Raw genomic sequence first — 25,806 nt, 5'->3', positions numbered from 1 at the left:
TGCTCGGCAGTTCTACGTCATTTCAGACAGTTCGGAAGGCCTCTCGATGTGTTCTTCTCCAAGTGCTTTCAGCATTGCCTCAGTCGCCACCTTCAGCCGCGCTTCTTCGCCGCCGTAGTTGTCTCCCGCACCACCCCCTGAGTGGCCCATGATCGAGCGCTTGAGCTTCTCGGGGACCCAAGCGATCACCAGCAAGTCCTCCATTCGGTGCCGCAATGAGTGGGTGGTTACCTTCTTGTCGGTCACTGCGGCTCTAACGTGCTTACCAAGCGCGGCCGAGGCTTTGTCGCCACCGCCTTCATGACCGTAACGGGCAAACAGCATCTTGCTTTCGCCTGCCGCCTCGACGGCTTCATGTGCTGCCTGAAGGGCGTCGCCAATGAGCGGGACCTTCCGACGAGACACTTCGGTTTTGACGCGGCGCTCGTCGTGCCACTCGACGTCAATGTGTGGATATTTGGCCTCCAGCATAACGTCGCTGACCCGAAGCCCGGTAATCTCGGATAGACGGCAGCCGGTGCCCTCTAGGAGCCTCCAAATTTGTTGGAGATCGCTGGCGGCGCGGTCAAGCACCCGCTCCCGCGTCGCGGCCAATTGCTCCGGGGTGAAGGGAAGCCTCTTTCGCTTGTCCGGCTCCCTACTGCTGTCGGCAACATCAAGCTTTTCAAATTGGTTCTTTGTGCCGGTTAGGTCGAACTCGCGAATGCCATGGGCAACGATTGCGCGCACGACATTGAGGTATCGGTCCACAGTCGCAGCAGTCGGGATTTCCTTCAACATGGCGTTGGCGACGGTTCTGGCGTCGGCACGCTTCATGTCCGCCAGCACCGGGTCAAAGCCGAGAGCCGACTTCACGTGCCCGACCACACGGTCGGCTTGTTGCTGGTCCCGCTTCTTCGATTTCTCGGAAGGATTGGTCTTAGTGAAACGGTCGTTCAGATAGACCCGCTTGGCGTCCTCTAGGGTGGGCGAGGGACCGACCGGCTTATTTGAGGAGGTCAGTAGCGTCAGCAGTGCCCGGTCCTCGTCAGAGACGCCAACGGGGTGGTCGGTCTCTTCGTCCCTCGGATAGCCTTTAGCGATCTGCTCAGCGACGACATCGCGAGCAATCCATTCCGATCGTTCCTCAGGATCATCAGGATCGCCGCTGCCAGCGCGATACGGGTTGAAGCCGAGGTCCCGAAGTCGCTTGGTTGCTTGGTCGAACAGTTCGCGCGCTGTGAGCTTCGCTTTGGGCGCCTTCACTCCGTGCAACTCGTCCCATGCTTTGGCGAAGATTTGCTCCGCCTCGGCGTGGGTGGCGTCATACTGCTTGCGCACCTCGGCGTCGGTTTTGCCGAGGCGAAGCACCATCTCTGTCTTGCCCAGAATGCCTTGAAGTGCCTTGGGCACCTTCCTTCGATAGACCTTCCTATTGCCGCGCGGCTGGACATGTTCCAGTGCCATTTTCATCCTCGGTGTACCCCTCGGTGTACCTTTTGGTGTACCTCGGGGGACGTTGAAACCCTTGAGTTCCTTGATTTCTGGGGATTGTCGGGTGGAAACTGGTGCCCCCGGACGGAATCGAACCGCCGACCTTCGGTTTACAAAACCGCTGCTCTACCAGCTGAGCTACAAGGGCACGGCGCTCCGGTTAGCATATTTGTTGCGCCAGTAAAGACAAAACTCCGTTTTTCCCCGGCATGCCACATGGCCCGTCGACGAGGGCATCCTGAAAACCGCCGGATTGCTTCCTACATCTAGGGAAGGGTGCAATCGCTTCGAGCAGGGGTGTGGCATGATCAGATTAGTCATCATTCTCCCGATCATCTTCGTGGCCTGGATGCTGCTGGTGAAAATCATCAGCGATGTGAAGAAGGCCAATGTCGACTGGACCGGCGTCACCACCATCATCGGCTTCATCGCGCTGGCGTTCTGGCTGCGCCATGTCACGGGGATGGGGTGAGAGAGAGCGAATAGTGAGTAGCGAATAGCGAATAGGGAACGGCAACGTAGCGATTGGTAAGTGGCGTTCCTGCCTTTTCCTACTCGCTATTCGCTATTCACTATTCGCTCGGGCCAAAGGCCCCACAAAAAATCTCTTCGACCTATCGAACCTTTTGCCGCGCCGCGCCGACTGATGGTTAGAGGCGAATGGGTCGCCTCGATCAAAAGATCCAGGAGATCATCATGTTCAAGCGCACTCTTACCTCAGGCCTCGTCGCCATCTTCGTCGCCACCGGCGCGCTCGCCGGCACTGTCGGCACGTCGTCAGCCCACGGCATGCACGGCCATCATCACAACCACAACCACAAACATCACAAGAAGCACTTCAAGAAGTTCTGGTGGAAGCACTATAACCACCACAACAACCATCACCACAGGCACGGCAGGGTGATCATTTTCCTTTGATGGAGGGACCCAATTCCCAAAAGGGCGGCTTCGGCCGCCCTTTTTGCGTTCGGCGTTGCGATGTAGGCGGGCAAGCTAGCGATCTCCCCCGCAAGCTACGGCATGCACACATTTCCAAACAACTGGTCTTTGGCGATAGGGTGCATGGCAGCTTGGAGCATGCATTGTCTTATGCGGCGCAGGTCGACCCCCACTCCGTCTCGGCTTCGCCGAGCCACCTCTCCCCCGATCGACGGGGTAGAGGAAAGGCGCCAAGCTTTTGCCGTTAACGCTCGTCCAGCAACGCTCCTTTCCTTTCCCTCCGGAGGGGGGAAAGGTGGCGCTGCGAAGCAGCGACGGATTGGGGGAACCACGTGGTAATCAGGCATCGGGCAGATCAGAAGGTATGTGCATAGCGTAGACGTCCATCGGGGGAGATCTGCATCGTCAATGTTCTCGCCAACCTCTTCCCGTCGCCGTCACAAAGACCTTCGATCCCAGAAGATCGACAAAAGATTCGAACCTTTTTCCTGGCTGCGACGACAGATGATCAAGAGGCGGATGGATCGCCTCGGTCAACGAAGCAAGGAGATCGTCATGTTCAAGAACACACTCGTTTCCGGCCTTATCGCCACCGCCGTCGCCGCCGCCACGCTGGCCGGCACCGTGCAGCCTTCGGCCGCTCACAGCCATCACCACAATCACGGTCTCGGTATCGGCATTGCCGCCGGCGTCGGCGGCTTTGTCCTCGGCAGCCTGCTCGCCCAGCCGCGCACCGTCTATGTCGACGAAGGCGGCGGCTCGTGGCATGTCCGCCGCTGCTACGATCGTTATGCCAGCTACGACGCGGACTCCGATACCTATCTCGGCCGCGACGGATACCGCCACTACTGCCGTCTTTAGAGGGGAGGACCGTTTCAGCAACAGAGGGGCCCATGCGAGCCCCTCTTCTGCTGTCTGGATGGTAGCGGTGCGTGCTCCACCGGCCGATTCAGCGCAGAAAGGATTGGCCTGGGCGGCAGACCGGGCGGTGTACAGAGATTTTCCGAGCGTCTATTCTGACCGCGAAACGCGGGGAGAGACCTTTGGACGAGCAGGACCCCAGGGAAGATCTGGTCGAAACGGTTTTCCGCAACGGCACCGTCACTGCCGTCGGCATCCTGCTGGCGTTTTCGCTGGGCTTCATCACGCATTGGGCCGCCAACCCGATCCCGTGGCAGACCTACCATCTTGTCGCCGTCCTGCCGATCCTGGCCGGCATTGCCTTGCAGATGCGGGCGCTCTCGCTGCTGCTCGACACGAAATGCCTGCAACGGCGCATCTATGAACGCGCCAACCGCATCTTCATGGCCGGCCTGATATTCACCGCCTGTGGCGTCGGCATGGCCATCCTTCTCGATTTCTTTGATATCGCGACCAGGAGCGCGCTGCCCGGGACGGGCTGATCAGCCGGCTCGCACGCCGCCGATCATCCTGGTCACCTCGGCGGCGGCATCGCGCACCAGCGGGCCGATCTCGGCCAACCGCTCCGGCGTCACCCGCACCGTTGGTCCCGACACCGAGACGCCGCCGATCGGCTCGCCGAATTCATTGAAGATGGCGGCTGCCACGCAGCGCATGCCGGGGTGCCGCTCCTCGTCGTCGACCGACCAGCCGCGCAGCTTGATCCGCGCCAGATCGTGGGCAAGCGACGAAATGTCGGACAGCGTCCTCTCCGTGAAGCGCTGCAGGCCTGCCTTGCGCAGGATGCTTCCGACGCGCTCCGGCTCGAGATGCGCCAGCACCGCCTTGCCGATGCCCGACGCATGGAAGGGACTGCGTGTGCCCGGACGGAAGAAGGCGCGGATCGCCTGGTGCGTCTCGACCTGGCTGACGAAGACCACGCAATCGTCCTCGGCGACGCCGAGATTGGCGGTCTCGCCGGTTCTTTCCATCAGCTCTTGCATGACCACACGCGCGCGGTCGACCAGCTTGCGGCGCCGCAGGAAGGCCGCGCCCATGCGGTAGGTCTCGACGCCGATCGACCACAGCTGGTCTGATGTGTCGAATTCGACCATGCCGTGGTTTTGCAGCGTCGTCAGCATGCGGTAGGCGGTGGAGGCGGCAAGGCCGCTTTGTGCCGATATCTCGCTCAGCGACAGGCCGCTGCCTTCCGCGACAATGGCCAGGATGCGCAGTGCCCTGTCGAGCGACTGCACCGAAGTGGCCTCCGAGGGCCCGTTGAAAGCGCGCGGCCGGCCGCGCTGCCGTTTTTCGGTCGTTTCCATGCCGCCATTCTCGGTCGTTTCGCAAAATGCGCAATGAAAAAGTTTTTCACTACGATCGCTACCCGAGTTCTTGGAAAACAGAAAACCAAATAACATCAGAATGATAATGCCGTTTTCTAGAAATGAAAAAATATTCTGAAAAAATTGAAAAATACCCGGCGTGCTGACATCCTTGGCCAATCCAACAATGACAAACCCCGTGGAGGGCTGGAAAATGGCCAGGATGCGCGCTGTCGATGCCGCGGTTCTCGTTCTTGAAAAGGAAGGCATTTCCTGCGCTTTCGGCGTGCCGGGCGCGGCGATCAATCCGTTCTATTCGGCGCTGAAGGCGAGGGGAACGATCCGCCACGTGCTAGCCCGTCACGTCGAGGGCGCCTCGCACATGGCGGAAGGTTTTACCCGCGCCAAGGCAGGCAATATCGGCCTGTGCATCGGCACTTCGGGTCCGGCCGGCACCGACATGATCACAGGGCTCTATTCGGCTGCCGCGGATTCCATTCCGATCCTGTGCATCACCGGGCAGGCGCCGCGGGCGCGGCTGAACAAGGAGGATTTCCAGGCCGTCGACATATCAGCCATTGCCGCGCCGGTCGCCAAATGGGCGGTCACCGTCATGGAGCCCTATCTCGTCCCCATGGCGCTGCAGAAGGCGTTTCACCTGATGCGCTCGTCGCGGCCGGGCCCGGTGCTGATCGACCTGCCTGTCGATGTGCAACTGGCCGAAATCGAATTCGACATCGATGCCTATGAGCCGTTGACGCCGTTCAAGCCGGCGATGACGCGCGCCCAGGCCGAAAAGGCGTTGACCATGCTCAACGCGGCCGAAAAGCCGCTGATCGTCGCCGGCGGCGGCATCATCAACGCCGATGCGTCGGACCTGCTGATCGAATTCGCCGAGATTTCGGGCGTGCCGGTCATCCCGACCTTGATGGGCTGGGGCGCTATCCCCGACGACCACCGGCTGATGGCCGGCATGTGCGGGCTGCAGACCTCGCACCGCTATGGCAATGCGACGATGCTGGAAGCCGACTTCGTCTTCGGCATAGGCAACCGCTGGGCCAACCGCCACACCGGCTCCGTCGATGTCTACACCAAGGGCAAAAAGTTCATCCATGTCGACATCGAGCCGACGCAGATCGGCCGTGTCTTCGCGCCGGATCTCGGTGTCGTTTCGGATGCGGGCGCGGCGCTGAAGATGCTGCTCGACGTCGCCACTGAATGGAAGACATCAGGCAGACTGCGCGACTGGTCCGGCTGGGCGAAGGAATGCCAGGCCCGCAAGAAGACGATGAAGCGCAAGACGCATTTCGACCAGGTGCCGCTGAAGCCGCAGCGTGTCTATGAGGAGATGAACAAGGCGTTCGGCCGCGACGTCACCTATGTCACCACGATCGGCCTGTCGCAGATCGCCGGCGCGCAGTTCCTGCATGTCTACAAGCCGCGCAACTGGATCAATTGCGGCCAGGCCGGCCCGCTTGGCTGGACCTTGCCGGCAGCCCTTGGCGTGCGCGCCGCCGATCCCGACCGCACCATCGTGGCGCTGTCGGGCGACTATGATTTCCAGTTCATGATCGAGGAACTGGCGGTCGGCGCACAGCACAAATTGCCCTATCTGCATGTCGTCGTGAACAACGCCTATCTCGGCCTGATCCGGCAGGCGCAGCGTGGGTTTTCGATGGACTTCGAGGTCGACCTTGCCTTCGAGAACATCAACCGGGCAGGCGATCCCGAGGCAGGCTATGGCGTCGACCATGTTGCCGTCGCCGAAGCGATGGGCTGCAAGGCGGTCAGGGTGCGCAAGCCGGAAGAGTTCGCCGGAGCCTTCAAGGAGGCGCAGCGGCTGATGAAAGAGCACCGGGTTCCGGTCGTGCTTGAATTCATCCTCGAACGCGTCACCAACATCTCCATGGGCACCGAGATCGACAAGATCACCGAATTCGAGGAGCTTGCCGAAAGCCACGAGGATGCGCCGACGGCGATCGTGATGTTGGATTAGGAGAAAAAGAATGCCGCGTTTTTCAGCCAATCTGTCGATGCTCTTTGGCGAGCATGAGTTCCTCGATCGTTTCGATGCCGCCGCCCGCGCCGGCTTCAAGGGCGTCGAATATATCGGCCCCTATGACCATGCGCCCGATGTCGTCGCCGCCCGGTTGAAGAAGAACGGTCTGACCCAGGTGCTGTTCAACCTGCCGGCGGGCGACTGGGGCAAGGGCGAACGCGGTATTGCCGTGCTGCCGGACCGCGTGCCGGAATTCCGCCAAGGCGTCGCCAAGGCGATCACCTACGCGCAGGCGCTCGGCTGTGAGCAGGTCAATTGCCTGGCCGGCATCGCGCCGGCCGCCGCCGACCGCAAGGTGCTGGAGGATGTCTTTGCCGAAAACCTCGCCTTCGCGGCGGAAAAGCTGGAGCAGGCCGGCATCAGGCTGCTGATCGAGCCGATCAACACGCGCGATATTCCGGGCTTCTTCCTCAACTACTCCGACCAGGCGCTAGCGCTGATCGATCGCGTCGGCTCGAAAAACCTGTTCCTGCAATACGACATCTATCACATGCAGATCATGGAGGGGGATCTCGCCCGTACCATCGAGGCAAACCTTGACCGCATCGCGCATATCCAGCTTGCGGACAATCCCGGCCGTCACGAGCCGGGGACGGGCGAGATCAATTTTCCCTTCCTGTACGAGCATATCGACCGCATTGGTTATGCCGGATGGGTCGGGGCGGAATACAAGCCGAAGGCCGGGACGGAAGCTGGGTTGGGGTGGTTTCGGGATTTGAGCGGGCAGGGAAGCGCTGCGGCTTAGCGGCGATCGCAATAGAAGTCGCGTTCCTTCGCGCCCCCCTCTGGCCTGCCGGCCATCTCCCCCACGGGTGGGGAGATCGGCAGCTTCGGCGTCGGCTCGCAACTTTGGCAGCTTCAACAATTGGCCAAGGCAGTGGTGATGTCCAATCTCCCCCTGGTGGGGGAGATGTCCGGCAGGACAGAGGGGGGCGTGACAGAACGCGACCTAACAAAAGACGGAGAAAACAAATGGAAACCATCGGTTTCATCGGCCTTGGCATCATGGGCGCGCCGATGGCGGGGCATCTGCTGGACGCGGGCTATCATGTCATCACCAGCGATCATCGATCGAAACCCTCCACCGATCTCGTCACCAAGGGCCTGAAGACCGTCACCGGCCATGCCGCCGTGGCCAAGGCCGCCGACATCATCATCCTGATGGTGCCCGACACGCCGCAGGTCGCCGATGTGCTGTTCGGCGACAACGGCGTCGCGTCCGGCCTGGCCAAGGGCAAGCTGGTCATCGACATGAGCTCGATCTCGCCGATCGAGACCAAGGTGTTCGCGAAGAAGATCAACGATCTCGGCTGCGACTATCTCGACGCACCGGTCTCGGGCGGCGAGGTCGGCGCCAAGGCGGCGTCGCTGACCATCATGGTCGGCGGCGAGGAAAACCCGTTCGAGCGCGCCAGGCCCGTGTTCGAGAAGATGGGCAAGAACATTACCCTGGTCGGGCCGAACGGGGTTGGCCAGACCACCAAGGTGGCCAACCAGATCGTCGTCGCGCTGACCATTGAAGCTGTCGCCGAAGCGCTTGTTTTTGCTTCGAAAGCCGGCGCCGATCCGGCCAAGGTCAGGCAGGCGCTGATGGGCGGGCTGGCGGCTTCGCGCATTTTGGAAGTGCATGGCGAGCGCATGGTCAAGCGCACCTTCGCGCCGGGTTTTCGGATCGAACTGCACCAGAAGGATCTGAACCTCGCGCTGGAGGGCGCGAAGGCGCTCGGCGTTTCCTTGCCCAACACCTCGACGACTCAGCAGCTGTTCAATTCCTGCGCGGCCAATGGCGGCGCCAAGGAAGATCATTCGGCGCTGGTCAGGGCGCTGGAGCGGATGGCGGGGCATGAGGTGGGGAAGGAGCGAATAGCGAATAGCGAATGGGGAATAGGGATTAGGGATTAGGGATTGCAGCCACGAATAGCCGGGATTCGACTTTCGCTATTCGCTATTCGCTATTCGCTACTCGCTAAAAACTTCCTCGCCACGTAAAGGCTGATCGCCGCGGCATTCGACACGTTGAGCGAATGGATGGCGCCGGGCATGTCGAGCCGCGCCAGCGTCGTCACCGTCTCGCGGGTCTTCTGGCGCAGGCCCTTGCCTTCGGCGCCCAGCACCAGGGCGATCTTTTCTCCGGCAAAGCTCTTTTCGAGTTCGGCCGGCGCGTCCGAATCAAGCCCGATGGTGCGAAAGCCCGCCTCGTGCAGCTGGCCGAGCGCGTCGGCGAGGTTCTTCACCTCGATCTGGTCGATGTGCTCCAGCGCGCCGGAGGCGGATTTCGCCAGCACGCCCGATTCCTGCGGGCTGTGGCGGGCTGTGGTGATCAGCGCGCCGGCGCCGAAGGCGACCGCGGAGCGCAGGATGGCGCCGACATTGTGCGGGTCGGTGATCTGGTCGAGCACCAGCACCAGCTTCGCGTCACCAAGCGCATCGAGCCGCTTGGCTTTCAGCGGCTCGGCCTCGATCAGCACACCCTGATGCACGGCGTCCGACCCGGTGATCTTGTCGATGTCCCTGGGTTCGACCAGTTCGATCTTGAAGGGCAGGGCGGCGAGATCGGCTATTTCGAGGCGCTCGGCCGCATTGCGCGTCACCAGCATCTTCCTGATCTTGCGGCGCGGATTGTCGAGTGCGGCGCGCACCGTGTGCAGGCCGTAGAGCCTCACCAGCCCGTCCGCGGCATTTTCGCCCGGCGGAACCGGCTGTCGGGGCCGGAACGCCGGCGCGCCGCCGCTTTTCTCGTCGCGATAGGCGCGGCGCAGCTTGGCGTAATGGGTGTCTTTGGGAGTGTTGGTTTTATCGCTCATGGCTGGCTTCTATAGCGGTGTCCTCCGGCCAAGGATATGGCCCGCCGTCACAGCCGGCGAACAGAAACGAAAAACCATGGTTGCGCGGTTGACACCCAATGGGCTTGCCGCCATAAGGCGCTGCGCTGGTTTCGGAGAACACATAACTCGGGTCCGGATCGGCGTGAATGCCTCGTTGCATGGCTCCGGCGGCAGACTGGAGAGGTGCCCGAGTGGTTAAAGGGGACGGACTGTAAATCCGTTAGCTTAGCTTACGTTGGTTCGAATCCAACCCTCTCCACCACTGCCGGCCCGGAAGCCCTGAAACGCGACAAGAATCGGACCGAAAAGTGCATGGCGCTTTTCGGATGAATCCGGTACTTCAGGTAAGGCGCGGGTATAGCTCAGTGGTAGAGCAGCAGCCTTCCAAGCTGAATATGCGGGTTCGATTCCCGCTACCCGCTCCAGACACTCATCCCATCACCGGCAAACCGAAACACTGCGCACGAGGCGCAGCGCTCCAATTGTCGTGGCTGCCGCGTCAGCTGTTGAACGCGGTGGCGACCTGGTGCTGCTGCGGCACCTGGCCGTTCGGCGTCAGTCTGTCGACGATGCCGGGCAGGGCGGTGGACAGTTGCTTGAGCAGTTCCTGCTCGTCCAGCCCGGTCCGTTGCGCGATCTCGCGAATGATCTGCGGTCCGATCGCGGCGCCAAGATCGTTGGCGTTGATCGGCTGGTTCTGCCCGGTGCCGACCCAGGAGTCGGCGGCATTGCCGTGGCCGGCATTTCTGAGCTTGTCGAGCAGGCCGCCCAAGCCGCCAGCCAGGCCACCATCGGCGGATGTGGTTTCCGTAGGGACGGGAACGGGGGCGGTCGGAGCGGGCGCGGGAGACTGTTCTGGCGCTTCGGCACTTCTGCCGCTCAGCATCTTGCCGACCAGCAATGCGCCGAGCGCGATCATCAGGGGTTTGGTGATGTTGCCGCCGGGAACGGCATTGTCAAAAAGTCCCATAGTGGATCCTCCATAGCGACCAAGGCCCGACCCCTCCTCAACAATGAAGCATTCGGGCGGAATTTCAAGCTGGCTTGAGGTTTTGACAATCCTATGAAAATGTTCGGCTGGCGAGGGGATGGAGAGGAAAAAATGGGTATCATCAGCTGGATCATTCTCGGCGTGGTCGCCGGCTTCATAGGCAGCAAGATCGTCAACAAGACCGGCCAGGGTGTCATCATGGACATCGTGCTTGGCATCGTCGGCGCCATTGTCGGCGGTCTGATCTTCAGTGCCTTCGGCGCGTCAGGCGTCACCGGCCTCAACATCTACAGCCTGATCGTTGCCGTCATCGGCGCGGTGGTCGTTCTGTGGGCCTACCATCAGTTCAGCGCAAGGCGGACGCTTTAGGCGCCTGCCGATCGTCTGAGGTTTCGAGTTTCTGAAGGCAAGACCGGCTTCAGGCCGGTACGTGCAGCGGCTCGTCTATGGCATCAGCACTGCATCGGCGGCGACGAAAAAGATCAGCGTTCCGGCGATGAACACCGCCCAGCCGACAAGCGACTTGCGGATAGCGGCTTTGTGCTCGGCGTCGGAGTTGTTGTTTTGGTCAAAATCGGTCACGGGGAACTCCGCTGGCTGATTGATCATGTCGTCGTCGATCGAACGTTGCTTCGCCGATTAGACGATCTTTTTCGGCCCGGCAACGCCTCGTGAGCACCTGCCTGGGTGCCAAGGTTACGCCACGACGGCCAGCCGGCGGCGACGCTGATCCAGCGACACGATGGTCAGCCCGCTGCCGATGACCAGCAGGATGCCGCAGATCGCCAGCGCGTTGGGGAATTGCCCGAACACCAGCAGGCCCGAAATGACCGCCCAGACGGTGAAGCAATAGTAGAACGGCGCCACGGCGCTGGTCGGTCCGATGCGATAGGCCATGAAGATGAAGAAATGGCCGAAGATCAGGAAAAATCCGGCGCCGGCCATCAGCAGCAGGTGATGTGCCCCGGGCATGACCCAACGCTCGGAAACCAGATGCGCGGCGCCGGCGCCGATCAGCACCACCACGACGGCGGAGATCGCCACGATCATCCCCGGCACCTCGGCCGCGACCCGCCGGCCGGCAAGGTCGCGCGCCGCCGCAAATGTGGCATTGCCGAGCGCCAGCAAGGCGTAGACCGAAATGCCTTGCATGGTCGGCTGCGCCACCATCAGCGCTCCAACGAAGCCGAGCCCGATCAGCGCCATGCGCCGGCCGCCGATCCGCTCGCCAAACAGGATCGAGGAGCCGACCAGCATCAAGAGCGGCGTGATCTGTCCGAGCGCGGTAGAATCGGCGATCTGCATGTTGGCGAGCGCGACGACATAGCAAAGGATCGCCGCCAGCTCGAGCATGTTCCGGCTCAGTACGCGCTTGTCGAAGATCAGCGGGATCTGCTTGCCGTAGCCCAGCGCGAACAACAGCGGGAAGCCCCAGAGGGCTGCCGCGGCACCGCGCAGAAACAACACTTCGTAGGACGGCAGGCCTGCTGTCGCGAGCTTCATCATCGTGTCGTTGACGAGATACGACCCCGTCGAGACGATCATGAACAGCGGGCCGCGGATAGAGGCAGGGATGAAATGCATCCGGCCACAAGATCAGAGGCGGGTGGTGGCGGCAAGAGGTGCCAATGGGGCAGCGCCGCTCAGCAACGCCACCAATTCGCTCTGACGGCCGGTGCCGGTCTTGTAGAAGACGCGCTCAAGGTAGGTACGGGCGGTTTTGACCGTGATCCCGTGGTCAAGTGCCGCCGCTTTCAGCGGACGGCCGGATACCAGCGATGCGGCAAGCTTTGCCTCGGCCGGAGACAGATCGAAGAGCGCGCTCAGAATTTGCGGCGACGGCTCTTGGTTGCCCATGCGGATCGACGCTGCAACGACAAGGATGTTTGCACCTGCGAATATGTCCCTTGCCGATCGGCGAAGCGGCAACACATGCAGGACGACAGCGGGTTGATCGATCGTCTGGCGAACGGGAATGGACCTGACGATTGGCACGATGGCAGCCGAAGTGCTCCTGACTGCCTCCTGGAACAGCAAATCGGCTTTCGGATCGCCGATTGCCAAGCCGTCATACGCCAGCGGCTGAAAAATGGACGGCAACGCATCGAACAGTCCGTTGGTGGCAACCACCTGTCCGCCGGCCGACATGACTGCGGCAGGAAGCCCAACGCTCTGCAGGGCCGATACGGTGGCCAACGCCCGCTCCAGGCCAAGCCTTGCCGCAACAAGCCCGGCGCGGGCAAGATGCGGGCGAAGGACGTTGAGCGAGGCGATGGAGGTTGGGTCATGCGGACCGTCCTGCAGACGACGCTCCACACTGTAGATCACGACCTCGCCATTGGTCATCGGTATGACCATGCCGGTTTGCCAGCCCAATCCGTACCTGATCAATTCGTGTCTCATCGGATCGGTTTCCAATTCGTCCGGACTGAAGAGTTCGACGTCGCGAAGAAACCCATCGACACTAGGCTTCCAGCGCAACGGACGATCGTTGTTTCGCCACGCGTCGGAAGAGAATTCAATCAGCGCATCCATAATCGATGCCGATGCCGCAAACCGCGGCGGATGAGCCTCGCTGGCGACCAGCAAGGCGCCGCCTACCGATCCCGACATCGTGCTCAAGCCGTCAAGCACCACCGGCCACAGCTCTGGCACGAATGCGGCTTCGTAGATTCGGTCGATCAGATCTTCCATGAAAGTTGCCCCTCAATCGGCACGGGAACGAACGATCCGCCCAGCCATCGCGCTAGCGATATGAATGACCTGTATCGGCTGAGCAAACCAGATATTCGCCATATCGACAAGCGCCCGATCCTCGGCTTCGGATCCAGTATGCAACGCCCATTCCATTTGACGGTTCGCCTTCCTATATCTGCGTCTCATCCCGCAATCGGATCGATGGTTCGGACTGAGTGAGACGGCACCCGGCCAAAAGACGCTTGTGTTTTTTGGCCTTTGTCGCTAATCGCCCCGCATTCGACTGAACTGAAGGTCTTCGACCGAACTGAAGATCCGGGCCGTCCAAGGAAAGAGACAATGGCAAAAGGTAAATTCGAGCGTAACAAGCCTCACGTGAACATCGGCACGATTGGCCACGTCGACCATGGCAAGACGTCGCTGACGGCGGCGATCACCAAGTATTTTGGCGAATACAAGCGCTACGACCAGATCGACGCTGCCCCTGAAGAAAAGGCGCGCGGCATCACGATCTCGACGGCGCACGTCGAATATGAGACGGCCAACCGGCACTACGCTCACGTCGACTGCCCCGGCCACGCCGACTATGTGAAGAACATGATCACCGGTGCCGCGCAGATGGACGGCGCGATCCTGGTCGTGTCGGCTGCCGACGGCCCGATGCCGCAGACCCGCGAGCACATCCTGCTGGCGCGTCAGGTCGGCGTGCCGTCGATCGTGGTGTTCCTGAACAAGGTCGACCAGGTCGACGACGCCGAGCTGCTCGAATTGGTCGAGCTCGAGGTTCGCGAGCTTCTGACCAAGAACGAGTTCCCCGGCGACGACATTCCGATCGTCAAGGGTTCGGCTCTGGCTGCGCTGGAAGATTCCGACAAGAAGATCGGTGAAGACGCGATCCGCGAGCTGATGGCTGCGGTCGATGCCTACATTCCGACGCCGGTTCGTCCGCTCGACAAGCCGTTCCTGATGCCGATCGAAGACGTGTTCTCGATCTCGGGCCGCGGCACGGTCGTGACCGGCCGCGTCGAGCGCGGCGTGGTCAAGGTCGGCGAGGAGCTGGAGATCATCGGCATCCGTCCGACGACCAAGACGACCTGCACGGGCGTCGAGATGTTCCGCAAGCTGCTCGATCAGGGCCAGGCCGGCGACAACATCGGCGCGCTGCTGCGCGGCGTTGATCGTGAAGGTGTCGAGCGCGGCCAGGTTCTGGCCAAGCCGGGCACGGTGAAGCCGCACAAGAAGTTCGTGGCCGAAGCCTACATCCTGACCAAGGATGAAGGTGGCCGTCACACGCCGTTCTTCACCAACTACCGTCCGCAGTTCTACTTCCGCACGACCGACGTGACCGGCATCGTGTCGCTGCCGGAAGGCACCGAAATGGTGATGCCGGGCGACAACATCACGGTCGATGTCGAGCTGATCGTGCCGATCGCCATGGAAGAGAAGCTGCGCTTCGCTATCCGTGAAGGCGGCCGCACCGTCGGTGCCGGCATCGTCGTCACCATCAAGGAATAATCGAGCCCGGCATTCGCCGGATCGACAAGAAAAGGGCGGTCTTCGGGCCGCCCTTTTCTTTTGCGAGGCTATCGGTTGCGGCCCAGTCGGCCGAACCCTGTTGCAAGGCTCCGGGCCTCGACTAGTATAGGTTGCATCGAGGGGCTTTTTTCAAATGGTTCCAAGGCGGTTTTTCCATCGTCGGGCATTGTGGCCGCTGGCTCTGACCTGGCTGCTCGCATTGCTTGCCGCAGGCCCGGGAGCCTTTGCGGCGGATGCGGCGCCGGATCTTGGGCCGACGATGCGGTTCGGCATCGTTCGCAGCAACGCACCGGGGTGCGAGCCGATCTGCCCGGAATGGATATCGGCCGAGGGCTCGATAGAAGCCGGCACGCCGGCACTCTTCAAACGCATGCTGAAGACGCTTGGTGGGCGGAAACTGCCTGTTGTCGTCGATTCTCCCGGCGGCAATGTCGAGGCGGCGCTGACGCTTGGCCGGCTGATCCGCAAGAACAAGTTCGATATCGCCATCGGCAAGACGGTGTTTTCCAGCTGCCAGCCCGATGCGAAGGGCTGCCAGGGCCGTGACGCCCGCTACTTCGGCGATGTCATCGACTATGGCGCCATGTGCAATTCCGCCTGTCCTCTGATGTTTGCCGGCGGTATCAGGCGGGTGGCCGGCGAATGGGCCTATCTCGGCGTCCATCAGATCACCACGACCTACATCCGTACGAAATTGCAATACCGGACCACCTATCGCGTCGTGGGAGGCAAGAAGAAGATCCTCAACACAAAGATCGTCAGCCGCAAGAACGCCGGCAGCTACAAGACCTACGAGATGAGCAAGGCGGTTGAGAAAAAGCTGGCGGCCTACCTGAAACAGATGGGCATCGAACAAAGCATGCTCGAAACGATGAAGGGCACCCCGGCCAGCGAAATCCACCAGATCGCCCTCGACGACATGCTGGCGATGAAGCTGGTCACCAGCACGGACGCTGTAGGCGTGTTGACCGCGGCAAGCCTGTGCGAGCCCGGTCGCCTGGCCGCGAATTGCCGGGAAATGCCGGGGAACAAGCCTGACGGCCTGACGGCGACCGCGGATAAGTCTGCTCCGCCGGCGATCGAACCCGAGGCGGCGCGGCGCGATGAGGACATGCGCTTCGTTGTCGTTCGCGGCACCAATCCACTCTGCAATCCAGACTGCCCGGAATGGATTTCGGCGGAAGGTGCGATCACCCCCCGGACCCCGCAGAAGCTGCGCCAATTGCTCGCCATGCTTGGCAAACGGCAACTGCCTGTCGTGATCAGTTCGAGGGGAGGCGACCTGCTCAGCGCCCTGGCGGCAGGACGGCTTATCCATGAAAAGAAGCTCGACGTCGCCGTTGGCCGCACCGATTTCGTCGGCTGTGACCCAGGGGCGTGGAATTGCCTGGCCAAAGAGGGCGCCTATGCCGGGCTGAGCATCGATGCCGGCGTGGAGTGCGATTCGGCCTGCGCGCTGATGCTTGCCGGCGGCATCAGGCGGTTTGTCGGTCCCCAGGCGCGGCTTAGCCTTTACCCGATGGGGCAAAAGCAGATGGTCAAGGCCTATCTCGAGGAGATGGCGATCGGTCCCGCCCTGTTCGCAGCGATCGAGCGGCGCTCGGTCGAGCGCCGGCTGGAACCCGGCATGATGCTGAAGGTCGGCCTGACGACCGGCCTGCAATCGGTCGACGCGCTGACCGGTGCCACCATTTGCGAGGCGGTGCCAAGACCCGAGAATTGCCGGATCCGGCCTTCCGCCAATGCCGAGGCTGATGCGCCGGCCAAATTGTAGTGTGCGGCGGAGCCGGAAACCGGGCATGAGGCAGCTTGAGCCGCTTCCGATTGTTCCGCTATCGTCGCTGCTGGCGGCGCCAGGCAGGCGGAGGATCGATGCCGGCCTGGGTTGGGGCGTGCCGGGCGGCCCCTATAAGCCACCGGTACGAAACCATGATCGGCACGAAACGTATCGGGCGCAGGCATCCGGAATAACGCCACAATAGGGCGGAATGCTGCACTGGCCTGCAACCGTGAACGGTCCCGAGATGCTGATCGCCCATCTTCCAAGTGGCTATATTCTCGGAACGTTCATGCGCAGGCAGTGGCCTGGCAGCCCGGCTATCGTCGGGGCCGCCATAGTCGGCAGTGTCATCCCCGATATCGATATGCTGTATTTCCATTTCATCGACGGCGGACGCACCCGCCATCACTCCTATATGACGCATTGGCCGCTGTTCTGGGCGGCCGCAGGGGCGCTGTCGTTGCTATTCGTCAGCTGGCGCGCCCGCTCGTATCTGGCAGCCACGGCTGCCTTCTTTGCCGCCGCCATGCTGCATATGGTCCTCGATACGCTGGCGTCGCCGATATTGTGGCTGATGCCATTCGATCGGCGGGCGTTCGAACTCGTCACTGTACCGGCGGACTTCAGCAATTGGGTGCTCAGCTTTTTGCTGCACTGGACGTTCGCATGCGAACTCCTGATATGCGGCTGGGCGCTTTGGCTTGCACGCGGGCGACCGCAGCCTGCCACGAATGCCGCTTGAGGACGCTCCACATCGAAGAGGGCAGGCGACGTCTCTCTCAATCACGCCACCGCGCGCTGGCGACTTCAGGCCGGAGCTTGGGATCGACCCGGATGGCCTTGTCGGGATTAAGGCGCGTTTGCTTGCAAACCGCTCTTTACAGAGCGTGCGGAAGCTTTTAGGAAGCGCCTTCTGCGCCGACATGCGCACGATACGGGCATAGCTCAGTTGGTAGAGCGGCGGTCTCCAAAACCGCAGGTCGTAGGTTCGAGCCCTGCTGCCCGTGCCATTTCTTGGAATGGCATTCAACGCAATGTTTCGCCGTTTCGAAATGGCGTTTCAAAGCGATATTTCCATGCTCTGGCCTTTGAAAATCGGCGACCCGCTTGCCATATAGGGTCGATTGGGGCATAAGAGCGCCATAGCCGGGACGGAACGACTGGATGGTTCCGAGGCGGTGTTTGGTCATAAAGCGGAGACTTGCCACTTGCGTGGATCAAGAATCGGTTTTATGTAGACGAAACAGACACGCGACGCGTGGAGCTGGGAAACCGGCTTTACGCGTCTGATTTGCATGGGCGAAATGATTGCGCTGATTCGGCGCGAGATTGGGCTCAGGCGGCACGTCCCGGCCAGCGGGATCATCCAGGAGACCCGGCCAACGGGTCTTGAAGACAGAGCGGCATATGGCTTCGAAAACCACAAATCCTTTCGTCTTTCTCCAGCAGGTTCGCGCGGAGACCGCCAAGGTGACTTGGCCGTCGCGACGCGAAACGATGATCTCGACGGTGATGGTTCTGGCCTTCGCAGTGATCGCGATGATCTTTTTCTTCACCGCCGATCAGCTCATGGGCCTTGCGGTCGAACAGATTCTGGGCATCGGACGCTAAGTCCGGCGATTACGGAGAAGTCTTGAAATGACCGCGCGCTGGTACATCGTCCACGCTTATTCGAACTTTGAAAAGAAGGTCGCCGAGGATATCGAGAACAAGGCCAAGCAGAAGGGCCTGTCCGCCGACATCCACCAGATCGTGGTTCCGACCGAGAAGGTCGTCGAAGTTCGCCGCGGCCGCAAGGTCGATGCCGAGCGCAAGTTCTTCCCGGGCTATGTGCTGCTGAAGGCCAATTTGACCGACGCCGTGTTCTCGCTGGTCAAGAACACACCGAAGGTCACCGGCTTCCTGGGCGACTCCAAGCCGGTGCCGATCACCGAGGCGGAAGCCCAGCGCATCCTGAACCAGGTGCAGGAAGGCGTCGAGCGGCCCAAGCCCTCGGTCACGTTCGAGATCGGCGAAGCGATCCGCGTTTCGGATGGTCCGTTCGCGTCGTTCAACGGTTTCGTCCAGGAAGTGGACGAGGAGCGGGCGCGGCTCAAGGTGGAAGTTTCGATCTTCGGGCGCGCCGTGCCGGTCGATCTGGAATTCGGACAGGTCGAAAAGGGCTGATCCGAAATCCCTGACGCCGGTTTGGCGATCAGGGGAGGCGGCGCGGAAGCGCGCGGCCTGAGACGGTGGGAGGCGAGTGCGGCTTTAGCCGGCTGCGCGAACCGCACCACCAGACTGCAACCGCCGGCATGACCGGCATAGACAAAGGCAGGAAAAGAGATGGCTAAGAAAATTGCAGGCCAGCTCAAGCTCCAGGTGAAAGCGGGATCGGCGACGCCGTCTCCCCCGATCGGCCCGGCGCTTGGTCAGCGTGGCATCAACATCATGGAATTCTGCAAGGCGTTCAACGCGCAGACCCAGGAAATGGAAAAGGGATCGCCGGTTCCGGTCGTCATCACCTACTATCAGGACAAGTCCTTCACCTTCGTCATGAAGACGGCGCCGGTGAGCTACTTCCTGAAGAAGGCGGCGAACCTGACGTCCGGTTCCAAGGAGCCGGGCAAGGTCAAGGCCGGTACGGTTTCGCGTGACAAGGTCCGCGAGATTGCCACCGCGAAGATGAAAGACCTGAACGCAAACGACGTCGAAGCGGCCATGCGCATGGTCGAGGGCTCCGCCCGCTCGATGGGTCTGGAAGTGGTGGGCTAAGATCATGGCAAAGATTGCAAAGCGCGTATCGAAGACCCGCGAAGGCATCGATCCCAACAAGGCTTATGCCCTGGGCGATGCGCTGAAGCTGCTCAAGGACCGTTCCTCGGTGAAGTTCGATGAGACCATCGAAGTCGCCATGAACCTCGGCGTCGACCCGCGCCATGCCGACCAGATGGTCCGCGGCGTGGTCAACCTGCCGAACGGCACCGGCCGCTCGGTGCGTGTCGCCGTGTTCGCCCGTGGCGACAAGGCCGACGAAGCGCGCGCCGCCGGCGCCGACATCGTCGGTGCCGAGGATCTGGTCGACATCGTCCAGAAGGGCACGATCGATTTTGATCGCTGCATCGCCACGCCGGACATGATGCCGCTCGTCGGTCGTCTGGGCAAAGTGCTCGGCCCGCGCGGCATGATGCCGAACCCGAAGGTCGGCACCGTCACCACCGACGTTGCCGCCGCCGTCAAGGCATCCAAGGGCGGCGCCGTCGAGTTCCGTGTCGAGAAGGCTGGCATCGTCCATGCCGGCGTCGGCAAGGTGTCGTTCGACGTCAAGGCCCTGGAAGAGAACATCCGCGCCTTCGCCGATGCGGTGACCAAGGCAAAGCCGACTGGCGCCAAGGGCAACTACGTCAAGAAGGTGTCGGTCACCTCGACGATGGGCCCGGGCCTCAAGCTCGACGTCGCGACGCTCAACGCGTCCTGATAAGTTTTGATCGAGATCGGCCGGTAAACGGCTGATCTGCAAAGAATTCCGGGCCTCCGACCTAGTTGGCGGCCCGGTACCGGAAGCCGAGAGGTTTCCGGACATCCTGTCCGAGATTGCAGGCGGCCCAGAAGCCTTAATTCGATTTGGGCCTGCATGAGACGGGTGAAGACCGGACAACGGAGCGATTGCTCCAATGAAAGGTTCGAACCGTGTTTGCCTTTTGTCTGCGCATCGCCGGCTTGACCGTCGATGTGGCGAAAGGGGGCAGGATCCTCGAGCGTCGTTCGGGAGATCCGTTACTGGATGGCCCGGCCGACAAAAGGCAACCCGACGCCTGTCCTCGTCAATGGGATGTTCCCGTTAACAGGATTGGGGTCAACTGGAGATAGGCAGTGGACAGAGCGGAAAAACGCGAACTCGTCACGGGCCTGAACGGTGCGTTCTCGAACGCAGGTTCAGTGGTCGTGGCCCACTACGCCGGTATCACCGTCGCGCAAATGAACGACCTTCGGTCGAAAATGCGCGCCGCCGGTGGCACCGTCAAAGTCGCGAAGAACCGTCTCGCCAAAATCGCTCTTCAGGGCACGGACTCCGCATCGATCATCGAGCTGTTCAAGGGACAGACGCTGATTGCTTATTCGGAGGATCCGATTGCGGCGCCGAAGGTCGCGTCCGATTTCGCCAAGGGAAATGACAAGCTCGTCATTCTCGGCGGCGCAATGGGCACCACCTCGCTCAATGCCGACGGTGTGAAGGCACTCGCCACACTTCCGTCGCTCGATGAGCTGCGCGCCAGGCTGGTTGGCATGATCGCCACGCCGGCAACCCGGATCGCCCAGATCGTCAATGCGCCAGCGGCCTCGGTCGCGCGCGTCATCGGCGCTTACGCCCGGAAGGACGAGGCGGCATGAGGCCGTTCCTCGCTATCACAAACACACGTTCGAACCTTATGAAGGAACACAACAATGGCTGATCTCGCAAAGATCGTAGACGACCTTTCGAAGCTGACCGTCCTCGAGGCGGCCGAGCTGTCGAAGCTTCTGGAAGAAAAGTGGGGCGTTTCCGCCGCTGCTCCGGTGGCTGTTGCCGCCGCTGGCGGTGGTGCGGCCGCTGCTGCTCCGGTCGAGGAAAAGACGGAATTCGACGTCGTCCTCACCGAGGCAGGCGCTCAGAAGATCAACGTCATCAAGGAAGTCCGCGCCATCACCGGTCTTGGCCTCAAGGAAGCCAAGGATCTGGTCGAAGCGGCTCCGAAGCCGGTCAAGGAAGGCGTTTCCAAGGCCGACGCTGACAAGTTCAAGGCCCAGCTGGAAGCAGCCGGCGCCAAGGTCGACCTGAAGTAATCGTGAAAGCGGCGGGCGGCCTCGCGCCGTCCGCCACTCCCTTCGCCCGGAGGGAGCACGCGTAACGCGAGATCTACGAGAACCTCTTTCCTGAGGGCCGAAAACCGGCCTTCAGGAAACGGGTTTTCTCCCGTTCTAGCCGGCCGCCGACAGGCGCCGGGAAAACAGACAGAGGGTTGCCGCCAAGGTGGCCCAGAATGCAAGGCGAGCCGCGGCGAGGCTCGTCCCGAGTTTAGAGCTAAGGAGCGACGATGGCCCAGACCCAGACTTTCAATGGCCGCAGACGCGTACGCAAGTTCTTCGGAAAGATCCCGGAAGTTGCGGAGATGCCGAACCTCATCGAGGTTCAGAAGGCATCCTATGATCAATTCCTGATGGTGGCGGAGCCCAAGGGCGGGCGTCCGGACGAGGGACTGCAGGCTGTTTTCAAGTCGGTTTTCCCGATCTCCGATTTTTCCGGCTCCTCGATGCTGGAGTTCGTGAAGTACGAGTTCGAAGGACCGAAATTCGACGTTGACGAATGCCGTCAGCGCGACCTCACCTATGCCGCGCCGCTGAAGGTGACGCTGCGCCTCATCGTGTTCGATATCGACGAGGATACCGGCGCCAAGTCCATCAAGGACATCAAGGAGCAGGACGTCTACATGGGCGACATGCCGCTCATGACCTTGAACGGCACCTTCATCGTCAACGGCACCGAGCGCGTCATCGTCTCGCAGATGCACCGCTCGCCGGGCGTCTTCTTCGACCATGACAAGGGCAAGTCGCACTCGTCGGGCAAGCTTCTGTTTGCCGCGCGCGTCATCCCCTATCGCGGCTCGTGGCTCGACATCGAGTTCGATTCCAAGGACGTCGTGCACGCCCGCATCGATCGCCGCCGCAAGATTCCGGTGACGTCGCTGCTGATGGCGCTCGGTATGGACGGCGAAGAGATCCTGTCGACCTTCTACAACAAGATCACCTACAAGCGCGCCGGCGACCATTGGCGCATTCCGTTCAACGTCGAGCGTTTCCGCGGCCTCAAGGCCGTCGGCGACCTGGTCGATGCCGATACCGGCGAAGTCGTCGTCGAAGCCGGCAAGAAGATCACCGCCCGCCAGGCGAGGGCGCTTGGCGAAAAGGGTCTGAAGGCGATCAAGGCCACCGACGAGGACCTGCTCGGTAACTATCTGGCCGAGGACATCGTCAACTACGCCACCGGCGAGATCTTCCTCGAGGCCGGCGACGAGATCGACGAGAAGACGCTGAAGGTTCTGCTCGGCACCGGCGAAGACGAGATCAAGGTTCTCGACATCGACCACGTCAATGTCGGCGCCTATATCCGCAACACGCTCAACGTCGACAAGAACGAGAGCCGCCAGGACGCGCTGTTCGACATCTATCGTGTCATGCGCCCCGGCGAGCCGCCGACGCTCGAAACCGCCGAAGCCATGTTCAACTCGCTGTTCTTCGACAGTGAGCGCTACGATCTGTCGGCCGTCGGCCGCGTCAAGATGAACATGCGTCTCGAGCTCAAGGCCGAGGACACCGTGCGCGTGCTGCGCAAGGACGACATCCTGGCCGTGGTCAGGACGCTGGTCGAGCTGCGCGACGGCAAGGGCGAGATCGACGACATCGACAATCTCGGCAACCGCCGCGTGCGTTCGGTCGGCGAGCTGATGGAAAACCAGTACCGCGTCGGCCTGCTGCGCATGGAGCGCGCGATCAAGGAGCGTATGTCCTCGATCGAGATCGACACGGTCATGCCGCAGGACCTGATCAACGCCAAGCCGGCGGCTGCCGCCGTGCGCGAGTTCTTCGGTTCCTCGCAGCTGTCGCAGTTCATGGACCAGACCAACCCGCTGTCGGAGATCACCCACAAGCGCCGCCTCTCGGCGCTTGGACCGGGCGGTCTGACCCGCGAGCGCGCCGGCTTCGAAGTGCGCGACGTGCACCCGACGCATTACGGCCGCATCTGCCCGATTGAGACGCCGGAAGGCCCGAATATCGGTCTGATCAACTCGCTGGCCACCTTCGCACGCGTCAACAAATACGGCTTCATCGAGAGCCCGTACCGCAAGATCGTCGACGGCAAGCTGACCAATGACGTCGTCTATCTCTCCGCGATGGAAGAGGCCAAGCACCATGTCGCGCAGGCCAACGCCGAGCTCGACAAGAACGGTGGTTTCGTCGACGAATTCGTCATTTGCCGCAGCGCCGGCGAAGTGATGATGGCGCCGCGCGAAAACGTCGATCTGATGGACGTGTCGCCCAAGCAGATGGTGTCGGTGGCCGCGGCCCTGATCCCGTTCCTGGAAAACGACGACGCCAACCGCGCTCTGATGGGCTCGAACATGCAGCGTCAGGCCGTGCCGCTGGTGCGCGCCGAGGCGCCGTTCGTCGGCACCGGCATGGAGCCGATCGTCGCCCGTGACTCGGGCGCCGCCATCGGCGCCCGCCGCGGCGGCATCGTCGACCAGGTGGACGCGACGCGTATCGTTATCCGCGCCACCGAAGATCTCGATCCGGGCAAGTCCGGCGTCGATATCTACCGGCTGATGAAGTTCCAGCGTTCGAACCAGAACACCTGCATCAACCAGCGTCCGCTGGTTCGCATGGGTGACCGGGTCAACAAGGGCGACATCATCGCCGACGGTCCGTCGACCGAGCTCGGCGATCTGGCGCTCGGCCGCAACGTGCTGGTCGCGTTCATGCCGTGGAACGGCTACAACTACGAGGACTCGATCCTCCTGTCCGAACGCATCGTCGCCGATGACGTCTTCACCTCGATCCACATCGAGGAGTTCGAGGTCATGGCGCGCGATACCAAGCTCGGACCGGAGGAAATCACGCGCGATATTCCAAACGTCTCGGAAGAAGCGCTGAAGAACCTCGACGAAGCCGGCATCGTCTATATCGGTGCCGAAGTTCAGCCGGGCGACATCCTGGTCGGCAAGATCACGCCGAAGGGCGAAAGCCCGATGACGCCGGAAGAGAAGCTTCTGCGCGCCATCTTCGGCGAAAAGGCATCCGATGTGCGCGACACCTCGATGCGCATGCCTCCGGGCACTTTCGGCACGGTCGTCGAGGTGCGCGTCTTCAATCGCCACGGTGTGGAGAAGGACGAGCGCGCCATGGCGATCGAGCGCGAGGAGATCGAACGCCTCGCCAAGGACCGCGACGACGAACAGGCCATTCTGGACCGTAACGTCTACGCGCGTCTTTCCGACGTGCTCGTCGGCAAGGAAGCGATCGCCGGACCGAAGGGCTTCAAGAAGGGCTCGACGCTGTCCAAGGATACGCTCGACGAGTATCCGCGTTCGCAGTGGTGGCAGTTTGCCGTGGAGAACGAAAAGCTCCAGAGCGAACTCGAGGCGCTCCGTGGCCAGTACGACGATTCCAAGAAGGCGCTCGAACAGCGTTTCATGGACAAGGTCGAGAAGGTCCAGCGCGGCGACGAAATGCCTCCGGGCGTCATGAAGATGGTCAAGGTCTTCGTGGCCGTGAAGCGCAAGATGCAGCCCGGCGACAAGATGGCCGGCCGTCACGGCAACAAGGGTGTCGTGTCGCGGATCGTTCCGGTCGAAGACATGCCTTTCCTCGAGGACGGCACGCATGCCGATATCGTGCTCAACCCGCTGGGTGTGCCGAGCCGCATGAATGTCGGCCAGATCCTGGAAACGCATCTGGGCTGGGCATGCGCGGGCATGGGCAAGAAGATCGGCGAGCTGATCGACACGTACAAGGCAGCCGGCGACATCAAGCCGCTGCGCAAGACGCTCGAGAGCTTCATCCCGGCCAACGACCGCAACGAGCCGGTTCGTGACTATGACGACGAGAGCATTGTTCGCCTCAGCGAGCAGATGCGCCGCGGCGTCTCGATCGCGACCCCGGTGTTCGACGGCGCGCATGAGGCTGACATCAACATCATGCTGGAGCAGGCGGGCCTGCATACCAGCGGTCAGTCGCAGCTCTATGACGGACGCACGGGCGAGCCGTTCGATCGCAAGGTGACGATGGGCTACATCTACATGCTCAAGCTTCACCACCTCGTGGACGACAAGATCCACGCGCGTTCGATCGGTCCGTACTCGCTCGTTACCCAGCAGCCGCTGGGCGGCAAGGCGCAGTTCGGTGGCCAGCGCTTCGGCGAGATGGAGGTCTGGGCGCTCGAAGCATACGGCGCCGCCTACACGCTGCAGGAAATGCTGACGGTGAAGTCCGACGACGTCGCCGGTCGTACCAAGGTCTACGAGGCGATCGTGCGTGGCGACGACACCTTCGAGGCCGGCATCCCCGAGAGCTTCAACGTTCTCGTCAAGGAAATGCGGTCTCTCGGCCTCAATGTCGAGCTGGAGAACACCAAGCTCGACGACAACCCTGTCCGGCTGCCCGATGCTGCCGAATAGGGGCGCGGCCGAGTAAACAAGACGTTCGGTCGCGGAAATCGCGACCGAACGCACCAAATTCTTCGGCCGGTGGCCGACACACGACGGCGG

General features: G+C 61.8%; 25 protein-coding genes and 4 tRNA genes. 21 read left to right on the top strand and 8 right to left on the bottom strand.

Features of this window, described 5'->3' with window-relative positions; genetic code table 11:
* Positions 1-12 precede the first annotated feature (12 nt).
* The gene (locus tag NP503_RS27165; protein WP_164749065.1) at positions 13-1,446 is read right to left on the bottom strand and encodes a tyrosine-type recombinase/integrase; all 1,434 of its coding nucleotides are present in this window, start codon (positions 1,444-1,446) and stop codon (positions 13-15) included.
* Positions 1,447-1,545: 99 nt separating this feature from the next.
* Positions 1,546-1,621: transfer RNA gene (locus NP503_RS27160), tRNA-Thr, on the bottom strand.
* A gap of 156 nt (positions 1,622-1,777) precedes the next feature.
* On the opposite strand from NP503_RS27160, the gene NP503_RS27155 reads away from it, so the two are divergent.
* From NP503_RS27155 to NP503_RS27140, 4 genes are all read left to right on the top strand, one after another.
* Complete coding sequence (locus NP503_RS27155; protein ID WP_127268088.1) at positions 1,778-1,945, top strand: hypothetical protein; 168 nt, start codon at positions 1,778-1,780, stop codon at positions 1,943-1,945.
* Between the two features lie 224 nt (positions 1,946-2,169).
* Positions 2,170-2,391 carry a hypothetical protein gene (locus NP503_RS27150; protein ID WP_127268087.1) on the top strand — a complete coding sequence of 74 codons (222 nt, stop codon included), beginning with the start codon at positions 2,170-2,172 and terminating at the stop codon, positions 2,389-2,391.
* A gap of 576 nt (positions 2,392-2,967) precedes the next feature.
* Positions 2,968-3,273, top strand: a complete 306-nt coding sequence (locus tag NP503_RS27145; RefSeq protein WP_127268086.1) for a BA14K family protein — start codon at positions 2,968-2,970, stop codon at positions 3,271-3,273.
* Between the two features lie 182 nt (positions 3,274-3,455).
* Entirely contained in the window at positions 3,456-3,815 is a 360-nt protein-coding gene (locus NP503_RS27140; RefSeq protein WP_127268085.1) for a hypothetical protein, read from the top strand.
* Here the strand turns inward: NP503_RS27140 and bhcR are convergent, their stop codons facing one another.
* Positions 3,816-4,637 carry an HTH-type transcriptional regulator BhcR gene (gene bhcR / locus NP503_RS27135; protein ID WP_127272422.1) on the bottom strand — a complete coding sequence of 274 codons (822 nt, stop codon included), beginning with the start codon at positions 4,635-4,637 and terminating at the stop codon, positions 3,816-3,818.
* 214 nt (positions 4,638-4,851) lie between these two features.
* Here bhcR and gcl point away from each other — a divergent pair, with 214 nt between their 5' ends.
* The 3 genes from gcl (at position 4,852) to NP503_RS27120 (ending at position 8,598) form a co-directional block, all read left to right on the top strand.
* Positions 4,852-6,633: a glyoxylate carboligase gene (gene gcl / locus NP503_RS27130; RefSeq protein ID WP_127272421.1), complete on the top strand. Its 1,782-nt coding sequence runs from the start codon at positions 4,852-4,854 to the stop codon at positions 6,631-6,633.
* A 10-nt stretch (positions 6,634-6,643) separates the two neighbouring features.
* Positions 6,644-7,441 carry a hydroxypyruvate isomerase gene (hyi, locus tag NP503_RS27125; protein WP_127273670.1) on the top strand — a complete coding sequence of 266 codons (798 nt, stop codon included), beginning with the start codon at positions 6,644-6,646 and terminating at the stop codon, positions 7,439-7,441.
* Positions 7,442-7,668: 227 nt separating this feature from the next.
* Positions 7,669-8,598: a 2-hydroxy-3-oxopropionate reductase gene (locus tag NP503_RS27120; protein ID WP_127271587.1), complete on the top strand. Its 930-nt coding sequence runs from the start codon at positions 7,669-7,671 to the stop codon at positions 8,596-8,598.
* A gap of 50 nt (positions 8,599-8,648) precedes the next feature.
* On the opposite strand, the gene rlmB is transcribed toward NP503_RS27120, so the two are convergent.
* The gene (gene rlmB / locus NP503_RS27115) at positions 8,649-9,500 is read right to left on the bottom strand and encodes a 23S rRNA (guanosine(2251)-2'-O)-methyltransferase RlmB (RefSeq protein WP_127273424.1); all 852 of its coding nucleotides are present in this window, start codon (positions 9,498-9,500) and stop codon (positions 8,649-8,651) included.
* Positions 9,501-9,698: 198 nt separating this feature from the next.
* On the opposite strand from rlmB, the gene NP503_RS27110 reads away from it, so the two are divergent.
* Positions 9,699-9,783, top strand: a tRNA-Tyr gene (locus tag NP503_RS27110).
* Between the two features lie 89 nt (positions 9,784-9,872).
* Positions 9,873-9,946: transfer RNA gene (locus NP503_RS27105), tRNA-Gly, on the top strand.
* A gap of 74 nt (positions 9,947-10,020) precedes the next feature.
* On the opposite strand, the gene NP503_RS27100 is transcribed toward NP503_RS27105, so the two are convergent.
* A complete protein-coding gene (locus NP503_RS27100) occupies positions 10,021-10,491 on the bottom strand; it encodes a YidB family protein (protein WP_127268141.1) in 471 nt (156 codons plus the stop codon).
* Positions 10,492-10,623: 132 nt separating this feature from the next.
* On the opposite strand from NP503_RS27100, the gene NP503_RS27095 reads away from it, so the two are divergent.
* Positions 10,624-10,881, top strand: coding sequence for a GlsB/YeaQ/YmgE family stress response membrane protein (locus NP503_RS27095; protein ID WP_013531402.1), 258 nt, complete (start codon positions 10,624-10,626; stop codon positions 10,879-10,881).
* A gap of 75 nt (positions 10,882-10,956) precedes the next feature.
* Here the strand turns inward: NP503_RS27095 and NP503_RS27090 are convergent, their stop codons facing one another.
* The 3 genes from NP503_RS27090 to NP503_RS27080 form a co-directional block, all read right to left on the bottom strand.
* Positions 10,957-11,094, bottom strand: coding sequence for a hypothetical protein (locus tag NP503_RS27090; RefSeq protein WP_164749104.1), 138 nt, complete (start codon positions 11,092-11,094; stop codon positions 10,957-10,959).
* 114 nt (positions 11,095-11,208) lie between these two features.
* Complete coding sequence (locus NP503_RS27085) at positions 11,209-12,096, bottom strand: DMT family transporter (RefSeq protein WP_127272744.1); 888 nt, start codon at positions 12,094-12,096, stop codon at positions 11,209-11,211.
* Positions 12,097-12,108: 12 nt separating this feature from the next.
* Positions 12,109-13,101: a helix-turn-helix transcriptional regulator gene (locus NP503_RS27080; RefSeq protein ID WP_127273425.1), complete on the bottom strand. Its 993-nt coding sequence runs from the start codon at positions 13,099-13,101 to the stop codon at positions 12,109-12,111.
* 447 nt (positions 13,102-13,548) lie between these two features.
* On the opposite strand from NP503_RS27080, the gene tuf reads away from it, so the two are divergent.
* From tuf to rpoB, 11 genes are all read left to right on the top strand, one after another.
* Positions 13,549-14,724: an elongation factor Tu gene (gene tuf, locus NP503_RS27075; RefSeq protein WP_013531404.1), complete on the top strand. Its 1,176-nt coding sequence runs from the start codon at positions 13,549-13,551 to the stop codon at positions 14,722-14,724.
* 154 nt (positions 14,725-14,878) lie between these two features.
* Positions 14,879-16,519 carry a hypothetical protein gene (locus tag NP503_RS27070; RefSeq protein WP_127268200.1) on the top strand — a complete coding sequence of 547 codons (1,641 nt, stop codon included), beginning with the start codon at positions 14,879-14,881 and terminating at the stop codon, positions 16,517-16,519.
* A 250-nt stretch (positions 16,520-16,769) separates the two neighbouring features.
* The gene (locus NP503_RS27065) at positions 16,770-17,267 is read left to right on the top strand and encodes a metal-dependent hydrolase (RefSeq protein ID WP_127268201.1); all 498 of its coding nucleotides are present in this window, start codon (positions 16,770-16,772) and stop codon (positions 17,265-17,267) included.
* Between the two features lie 192 nt (positions 17,268-17,459).
* Positions 17,460-17,535: transfer RNA gene (locus tag NP503_RS27060), tRNA-Trp, on the top strand.
* A gap of 397 nt (positions 17,536-17,932) precedes the next feature.
* Positions 17,933-18,136: a preprotein translocase subunit SecE gene (secE, locus tag NP503_RS27055; RefSeq protein WP_013531408.1), complete on the top strand. Its 204-nt coding sequence runs from the start codon at positions 17,933-17,935 to the stop codon at positions 18,134-18,136.
* A gap of 27 nt (positions 18,137-18,163) precedes the next feature.
* Positions 18,164-18,691, top strand: coding sequence for a transcription termination/antitermination protein NusG (nusG, locus tag NP503_RS27050; protein ID WP_013531409.1), 528 nt, complete (start codon positions 18,164-18,166; stop codon positions 18,689-18,691).
* Positions 18,692-18,850: 159 nt separating this feature from the next.
* Entirely contained in the window at positions 18,851-19,279 is a 429-nt protein-coding gene (gene rplK, locus NP503_RS27045; RefSeq protein ID WP_013531410.1) for a 50S ribosomal protein L11, read from the top strand.
* Between the two features lie 4 nt (positions 19,280-19,283).
* The gene (gene rplA, locus NP503_RS27040) at positions 19,284-19,982 is read left to right on the top strand and encodes a 50S ribosomal protein L1 (protein WP_013531411.1); all 699 of its coding nucleotides are present in this window, start codon (positions 19,284-19,286) and stop codon (positions 19,980-19,982) included.
* Between the two features lie 395 nt (positions 19,983-20,377).
* The gene (rplJ, locus tag NP503_RS27035; RefSeq protein WP_013531412.1) at positions 20,378-20,896 is read left to right on the top strand and encodes a 50S ribosomal protein L10; all 519 of its coding nucleotides are present in this window, start codon (positions 20,378-20,380) and stop codon (positions 20,894-20,896) included.
* Between the two features lie 54 nt (positions 20,897-20,950).
* Positions 20,951-21,328 (top strand): 50S ribosomal protein L7/L12, encoded by a 378-nt coding sequence (gene rplL, locus NP503_RS27030; protein WP_023762907.1) that lies wholly within the window; start codon positions 20,951-20,953, stop codon positions 21,326-21,328.
* Between the two features lie 251 nt (positions 21,329-21,579).
* The gene (gene rpoB, locus NP503_RS27025) at positions 21,580-25,716 is read left to right on the top strand and encodes a DNA-directed RNA polymerase subunit beta (protein WP_127271908.1); all 4,137 of its coding nucleotides are present in this window, start codon (positions 21,580-21,582) and stop codon (positions 25,714-25,716) included.
* Positions 25,717-25,806 lie beyond the last annotated feature (90 nt).

Source organism: Mesorhizobium sp. SEMIA396, assembly GCF_024518615.1.
In the GTDB taxonomy this organism is placed as follows: Bacteria; Pseudomonadota; Alphaproteobacteria; order Rhizobiales; family Rhizobiaceae; genus Mesorhizobium.
The sequence above is the reverse complement of the archived record's forward strand: the minus strand, read 5'-3'. Positions and strand labels throughout refer to the sequence as shown.